Origin of the sequence: Pseudomonas sp. AD21 (assembly GCF_002878485.1) — a bacterium.
Lineage (GTDB): Bacteria > Pseudomonadota > Gammaproteobacteria > Pseudomonadales > Pseudomonadaceae > Aquipseudomonas.
This window is the reverse complement of sequence record NZ_NQYG01000135.1, coordinates 1-863: the sequence shown is the minus strand read 5'-3', so window position 1 is coordinate 863 and position 863 is coordinate 1. Positions and strand designations below refer to the sequence as shown.

Genomic DNA, 863 nt, shown 5'->3' with positions numbered 1-863 from the left:
GGTTTTACAGCGTCATTCGCGTGTCGACCCAAAGGCCGCTGAGATCAAACCGTTTATCCGATTCGAACATGAAGCGCCCAACGATCTTTGGCAGATGGACTTCAAGGGGCATATCAGCCTGGCTCAGGGGCGTTGCCATCCGTTGACGATATTGGACGATCATTCGCGGTTTTCGCTGTGCATCGCGGCATGCATCAATGAGCAACGTGAAACCGTCCAAGAGCATCTAATCCGGGTCTTTCGGCGTAACGGCCTGCCTTTGCGCATGACGATGGACAACGGTTCGCCCTGGGGTGACCAGACGGGCGTTTATACCGCGCTGGAGGTCTGGCTGATGAGCCAAGGCATCAAGGTCGGCCACTCTCGTCCTTATCATCCGCAAACCCAAGGAAAGCTGGAACGCTTCCACCGCAGCCTGAAAAATGAAGTCCTGCGAGACCGGCATTTTATCGATCTCAACGACGCGCAACGGGCATTTGATATCTGGCGTGATATCTACAACCAGAAGCGTCCGCATCAAGCGTTGGACATGCAGGTTCCTGCCACTCGTTACAGCAGCAGCCCACGGGAATATCAGGAGCAACCCGCGGCCCCGGAGTACGACGAAGGTGATGTGGTCAGGAAGGTTCAGGTGAAGGGCGAGATTTACTGGGGGAATCGTGAATACACAGTCGGAAAGGCTTTTTACGGAAGATCAGTAGTTATCCGGGAAACGACGGAGGACGGCATCCACGATGTCTACTGGAGTAGACATCGTATCGCCCAAATCGACTTGAACTTGCAGATCGTGACGGCAGGTAAGAAGATCTAAAACCGTCCACCATGTCTCCGAACATGTGTCCACCATGTCTCCGGTACATACA

1 protein-coding gene is annotated in these 863 nt (G+C 54.0%); it reads left to right on the top strand.

The genetic code is table 11. The features are described from left to right. On the top strand, positions 1-811 hold an 811-nt coding region (locus tag PseAD21_RS29335; protein ID WP_102359177.1), incomplete at its 5' end, for an integrase core domain-containing protein. Positions 812-863 lie beyond the last annotated feature (52 nt).